Below are 6216 nucleotides of genomic sequence, written 5' to 3' on the forward strand. Positions count from 1 at the left end.
CCACCGGTCCGGCCCATCGTGCAACTCATGGCAGACCGGGGCTATCTGGAACCGGGCGACTGCGCTGGCACGCACGCTGGCACGCTGCTCAAACCGGTCGCAGCCGTTGCGGGCGACCGTGTGCGCATTCAACCGGGCAGGCCCGCCATGGTCAACGGACGCATCCTGCCCAACACCCAGGCCATCGAGACCATCCCGGCGTGGGCAGAGGGCAGCTACATCGTCGCGCCGGGCCAGGTTTGGTTGTTCTCGACGTACAGCGCCAGGAGTTTCGACAGCCGCTATTTCGGCCCCGTGGACGTGGCCAGCAGCGTGCGCGGCCGGGCGACGCCGGTCCTGATCCGCGGCGACGCAGCCGACATGACCCTCATTGCAGAAAGGTCAAACCGGTGATCGACCTCGAGATGATGATGGCCTGCGCGCCGAATGTCGCGCCAGCCACCACCCAGCAGATCATTCGGGTGGAGAGCAAGGGCAATCGATTGGCCATCAACGTCAACAAGGGTTTTCTCGAGCGTGCGCCGCGCGACGCGGCCGACGCGGCCAAACTGGCCAAGAAGTACATCGCGCAGGGCTACACCGTAGACCTTGGGCTCATGCAGGTGAACAGCACGAACGTCGCCCGGCTTGGCTACCGTGTTGAGGACATGTTCGAGCCGTGCAAGAACATCGCCGCCGGGGCGCGTGTTCTGACCGAGTTCTACGCGAACGCCCGACTCAAATACGACGACGAGCAAGCCGCCTTGCGCGCCGCCTTGTCTGCCTACAACACGGGCAGCTTCATCAACGGTTTCAACAATGGCTACCTCACCCGGTATGGGATCGGTGGCCGTGTTGCGCTGACCCGCGTGCCGGTGCTCGATCCGTACACGGCGGAAACCACCGTGTTTGTCCGCCGTGTGAAAGAGTAAGCCATGATCGTGCGCCGCCATGCGGGCCACCGAGTTTTCGATGTGCGGCGCCAGGATGTCTTCCCACTGGACCTCCTCATTGCCAAAGAAGCGGTAGGCCCCAATGGTGTCGGCCCAATCGCCGCAGACTTGGGAAATACGGGTCCTGGAGGCCGACGGCATTACATGAGGTCGCGCGGGATGCGCTTCTCGTAGCGCTTGCTGAAAATGGGCGTATCGCCCTCGAACGCCGTTACCGAACCAGCGCTCAGCCAGTGCGTGGCGCTGCAGGCCAGGTTTGCCGTCGTGACCGTGCGCACGGCCCAGTCCTCGCGCCGGGCGATGCATTCCCAGCGGCAGGCGCCGCTCATCGACAGCGGGTCACCTTCGGTGATCGACCAAACTTCTTCGCGGACATCCCGGGTTGCCAGTCCATGGTCCGGGTGCTCGGACAGGCCGCTGTCCTCGTAGATCTTGTAGCGCGTCACGCCCGTCGTCAGGTCGCGCTCGACGCTCCGCCGTGTCTCGCTCGGGGAGCGTGCGTTGTAGCGCGGCAGCGGATCGGGGTTGGCCGGCTCGGGCATGTCGATGCGCTCATGCGCGCCGAGCAGCGGCATGGCGAGCGTCAGGGTCGCGGTGTCCATGGTGACGCCGGGGTCGGTCGGCGCTGGCAGAACCGTGGGCCAATAGCTGGTCGAGAGCGCCAACCGGATTCGATGCCCTGGCGCAAAGCGATAGCCGCATGCGTCGAGTTCCAGCGTGGCGCGCACCGTCGCGCCCCTTGGCAGCGGCGCCGGCGTCTCGTTGCCCGCGCGGTGGGTCAGATTCATGACGCCCAACGAGACGCGCGTTGCAGCGCCGTCGGGATGCACGTCGACCACGCGCACGATGAGATTCGCCCCCTCTCCATCGGACGACAGATCGAGCGTCAATCTTGGTTGGCCGAGAAAAGTTTGCGCGGCGCTCAGCGGCGCGGTTTCAAACACCAGCGAGCCAGCGTCGTCGCCGCGCTGGTCGCCTGCCATCTCGGCGTCGGGCTTGAGCGTGAACCATTCGCCCGACGCCGTTCCGGTGGCCAGTGGCGAGCGGTGATGGACCTTGCCTACGCCCTGCCCGAGGGCCGCCGCGCTCAGCCTGCCGTCGGCCGCAATGCCGAAGGACGCGAGCTCCGGTTCGGTCCACAGCGTTTTCGCGACCCAGAAGCCGGGGTCTTGCTCGCGCCGCAGAGCCGGTCTGGGGCCGTCCAGAATATAGGCGCGCATTTGCGGCCTGGCATCGACGCCGGTCGGTTCCTTGCACAGCCATTGCTTCCACCAGGCAATGGCCTCGCCGTGAAAATCCCAGCGTGGCTTGGGCCAGGCGAAATGCGGGTATTTGTGAATCCACGGGCCGACCACCGACTTGGCTCTGTCGCCCAGCCCGAGCGCGGCCTTGAACGGCGTGTTGCGGTAGCCATCAGCCCATCCGGCGATGACCAGCGCGGGGACCTGCACGGCGCCAAAGTCCTCGCAGATCGAGCCGTGCTTCCAAAACCCGTCGCGGCGCTGGTGCGTCAACCATTCCTCCAGAAAGAACGGTTCGGCTTCGAGCCGCTCCAGCCACATCGCACGCCAGCGCGCGCCGACCAGCGCCGGGTCTGGCGCACGCGATTGGTAGGCCAGCATAGTCGCGGCCCAGCCGAGCTGCGCCGACAGGTGGCAGCCATTTTTGTAGTGGATGTCGTCGTTGTAGCGATCGACCGTCGATGCGATCGAGATCACCGCTCTGAGCGCCGGCGGCCGCAGCGCCGCCACCTGCAGGCAGTTGAAGCCGCCCCAGGAGATTCCCATCATGCCGACGCTCCCGTTTGACCAGGGCTGGCAGGCGATCCAGGCGATGACCTCGCCGGCGTCGGAGAGTTCGCGCGGCGTGTACTCGCCGTCGATCACGCCGTCGCTCTCGCCCGATCCCCGGATGTCAACGCGGACACCGACGATGCCGGCAGCGGCAAATACCGGGTAGGTGGACTCGTCCCGCGCGTGGGTCCCGCCGCGTTTTCTATAAGGCAGGTACTCGAGCACCGCAGGCAGGCGGTCCTCGGTGTCGGGCATCCAGATACGCGCGGCAAGGCGTGTTCCGTCCCGCAGGGAAATCCACGTGTTTTCAAGGACCGTAAAGGCGTGCCCGGTCATGCGCAATCCAGTTCGTAGAGGGTTCAGTTTCTGACGCTGTCCATGCGCCGGCTCGCGAGAATGCGCTCGAGCCAGCCTATCTCCATCTCCGGCACGGACTTGAGCAGCCGCTCGGTATAGTCGTCCAGCGGGGGCGAGAGCACGCTCGACTTTGGCCCGAAACGCACGAGTCGTCCGTGGTGCAGCACCGCTACGGAGTCGGCGATGGCACGCACGATCGCGATGTCATGGGTGATGAACAGATAGGAGACGCCGGTTTGCGCTTGCAGTTTCAGCAGCAGCGTGAGAATGCCCTGCGCCACCAGCGGGTCCAGCGCCGACGTCGGTTCATCGCACAGGATCAGCTCCGGCCGCGCGGCCAGCGCACGGGCAATCGCCACGCGCTGCTTCTGGCCGCCCGAAAGCTCTGCGGGGTACCGGTGGGCGAACCCCTCGCCCATCTCGATCTGGTCGAGCAATTCCTTGACCCGCGCGGTCCTGCGCGCGCCGCGCAGACCGAAATAAAAGCCCAGCGGCCGGCCGATGATGTCGTGCACCGTCTGGCGCGGGTTCATCGCCGTGTCGGCGCTCTGGTAGATCATCTGGATGCGGCGCAATTCCTCCTTTGCGCGGCGGGTGAATGCGGGGGACAAGGGCTTGCCGTCGAAATGCACCGTGCCCTGCGTTGGCGCCAGCAGGCCGGTGATCACCCGCGCCAAGGTCGATTTGCCGGAGCCGGACTCGCCGACCACGGCCAGGGTTTGCCCCTTGGGCAGGTGCAGCGACACATCCTGCAATACCCGGGTCTGACCATAGGCGGCGCTGACCGCATCCACCCGGAGCAGGGCATGCGTCTGGTCGCTCGCCTCATCGCGCCGGATGCTGCGGACGTTGAGCAGCGCCCGCGTGTAGTCCGCGCGCGGCGCCTCGATGATCTGCCGGGTGCTGCCCAATTCGACGGTCCTGCCATGGCGCAGCACCAGGATGTCGTCAGCAATCTGGGCGATCACCGCGAGATCGTGCGTGATGTAGAGCGCCGCCGTGTTCGTCTCCCTGATCGCGTGCTTGATCGCTGCGAGCACGTCGATCTGCGTGGTGACGTCGAGTGCGGTCGTCGGTTCGTCGAACACGATCAGTTCCGGGCCGGGGCACAGCGCCATGGCGGTCATGGCGCGCTGCAACTGCCCGCCGGAGACTTGGTGCGGATAGCGTGCACCAAAGGTTTGCGGGTCGGGCAGGCCGAGCACCTGGAACAGGTAGTGCGCCTTTTTCTGCGCGTCGGCGCGGCCCATCACGCCATGCCGCAGCGAGGCCTCGATCAGCTGCTCGCCCAGGCGATGCGCCGGGTTGAAGGCCGCCGCAGCGGACTGCGCAACGTAGCACACGCGGCTGCCGCGCAGCCCCCGAAGGCTTTTCATGCCGAGCTGGAGAATGTCCTTGCCGTCGAGCAGGACTTCGCCGCCGGTGATGCGCGCGCCACCGCGTCCATGGGCCAGCGCCGCCAGTCCGATGGTCGATTTGCCGGCGCCGGATTCGCCGATCAGGCCCAGGACCTTGCCTCTGGCGAGCGTGAAGGAAACGCGATCGACCAGCGTCACCGTCTTCGGCGGCAAGCCGGGCGGGTAGCTCGTCGCCTCGATGCGCAAATCTCTGACGGACAAAAGCTCAGCCATCGCCGCGGCCCCCCGGAGGCTGGACGAGCGCTTCATCAGCCAATCGACGACGAGGTTCACGCAGACGGCCAGCCCGGCGATGGCCACGCCGGGAATGAGCGCAGCCGGAACGCCGAACAAAATCCCGTCCTTGTTGTCCTTGACCATGCCGCCCCAATCCGCCGCTGGCGGCTGTATGCCCAGGCCCAGAAAGGAGAGGGTCGAGAGGAAGAGGATGGAGAAAACGAAGCGCAAGCCGAACTCGGCGAGCAAGGGCGAGAACGTATTCGGCAATATTTCGCGAAAAATGATCCAGCGCCGGCCCTCGCCACGCAGGCGCGCGGCCTCGACGAAGTCCATCACCGCAACGTCCAGCGCGACCGCGCGGCCGATGCGAAATACCCGGGTGGAATCGAGCATCGCCATGACGCCGATCAGGACCCAGAGGTTCTGCGGCAGCACGGCCAGAACGACCAGCGCGAAGATCAGCGTCGGAATCGCCATCATCAGATCGTTGCATCGCGACAGGAACTGATCGACGACCCCACCGACGACGGCGGCGGTGAAACCCAGGACCATGCCCAGCGAAAACGCAAGAATGCTGGCCGCGAACGCCACGAAGATCGTCGTGCGCGATCCGTAGATCAGGCGCGACAGCAGGTCGCGGCCAAGATTGTCGGTGCCCAGCAGAAAGTCTGCGCCCGCCGGCAACCAGACAGCGCCGACGACGTCCGTTTCGCCATAGGGCGCAATCCACGGACCGAAAATGGCGCAGGCCAGCGCCAGCAGGATGCCGATCCAGCCGATCCAGGCGCTGGCGGGGATGGTCCTGAGGTTCATCGCGGATGCCTGAGCCGGGGATTGGCGACGATGGCGATGGTGTCGGCCGCCATGTTGAGCAGGATGTAGATCGCCGCAAAGATGAGCCCGCAGGCCTGAACGACCGGCATGTCCCGCACCTTCACCGCGTCCACCATGTATTGGCCCATTCCGGGGTAGACGAAGACCACCTCGACCACGACCACGCCGACGACGAGGTAGGCGAGGTTCAGCGCGATGACGTTGGCGATGGGCGCAACCGCATTCGGCGCGGCGTGCCGGGCGATGATGCGAAACCTGCCCAGGCCCTTGAGTTGCGCCGTCTCGATATAGGCCGACTCCATGACGTTGAGGATCGCGGCGCGCGTCATGCGCATCATGTGCGCCAGTACCACGAGCACCAGCGTTGCAACCGGCAAGGCGATGACGGACAGGCGCTCCCCGAAGCCCATGCCGTCGTAGACCGTGGCCGGAAACCGGGCGACGCCGAATTTCACGGCGCCAAACAGGATGAACAGATAGCCGATGAAGAACTCCGGCAGCGAGATCGCGGCCAGCGAGAGCAGGCTGATGAGCCGGTCCGGAAACCGGTTGCGGTACTGCACTGCGAGCATTCCCAGGCCAACGGCCAAGGGCACCGCAATGAGCGCCACGAAGAACGCCAGGAAGAGGGAATTGCCGAGCCGGTTGCCAATCTGCGCGCTG

5 protein-coding genes and 1 pseudogene are annotated in these 6216 nt (G+C 65.9%); 2 read left to right on the forward strand and 4 right to left on the reverse strand.

All coding sequences use genetic code 11. The features are described 5' to 3' along the window. A partial coding sequence (locus VTU_RS25260) for a S26 family signal peptidase (protein WP_010100081.1) occupies positions 1-393 on the forward strand: 393 nt, incomplete at its 5' end. Next, the gene (locus VTU_RS25265) at positions 390-911 is read left to right on the forward strand and encodes a lytic transglycosylase domain-containing protein (protein WP_010100082.1); all 522 of its coding nucleotides are present in this window, start codon (positions 390-392) and stop codon (positions 909-911) included. The genes VTU_RS25260 and VTU_RS25265, both read left to right, overlap by 4 nt. Positions 912-989: 78 nt before the next feature. Here VTU_RS25265 and VTU_RS35810 read toward each other — a convergent pair. From VTU_RS35810 to VTU_RS0101520, 4 genes and pseudogenes are all read right to left on the reverse strand, one after another. Then, a pseudogene (locus VTU_RS35810) lies at positions 990-1073 on the reverse strand (transposase DNA-binding-containing protein); the annotation flags it as partial. Continuing rightward, complete coding sequence (locus VTU_RS0101510; RefSeq protein WP_010100083.1) at positions 1073-3061, reverse strand: CocE/NonD family hydrolase; 1989 nt, start codon at positions 3059-3061, stop codon at positions 1073-1075. The pseudogene VTU_RS35810 and the gene VTU_RS0101510, both read right to left, overlap by 1 nt. A 23-nt stretch (positions 3062-3084) precedes the next feature. Next, on the reverse strand, positions 3085-5532 hold the full coding sequence (locus tag VTU_RS0101515) for an ABC transporter ATP-binding protein/permease (protein ID WP_201766086.1): 2448 nt from the start codon (positions 5530-5532) through the stop codon (positions 3085-3087). Next, positions 5529-6216 (reverse strand): ABC transporter permease (locus VTU_RS0101520; protein ID WP_010100085.1); only part of this gene is annotated, 688 nt, incomplete at its 5' end. The genes VTU_RS0101520 and VTU_RS0101515, both read right to left, overlap by 4 nt.

The sequence above is a fragment of the Verminephrobacter aporrectodeae subsp. tuberculatae At4 genome, assembly GCF_000193225.1.
GTDB lineage: Bacteria > Pseudomonadota > Gammaproteobacteria > Burkholderiales > Burkholderiaceae_C > Acidovorax > Acidovorax aporrectodeae.

What these genes read in the sequence shown, in the direction of transcription:
- VTU_RS0101515 (WP_201766086.1), bottom strand. Translation starts at nt 5,532, where the DNA reads ATGAACCTCAGGACCATCCCCGCCAGCGCCTGGATCGGCTGGATCGGC.
- VTU_RS0101510 (WP_010100083.1), bottom strand. Translation starts at nt 3,061, where the DNA reads ATGACCGGGCACGCCTTTACGGTCCTTGAAAACACGTGGATTTCCCTG.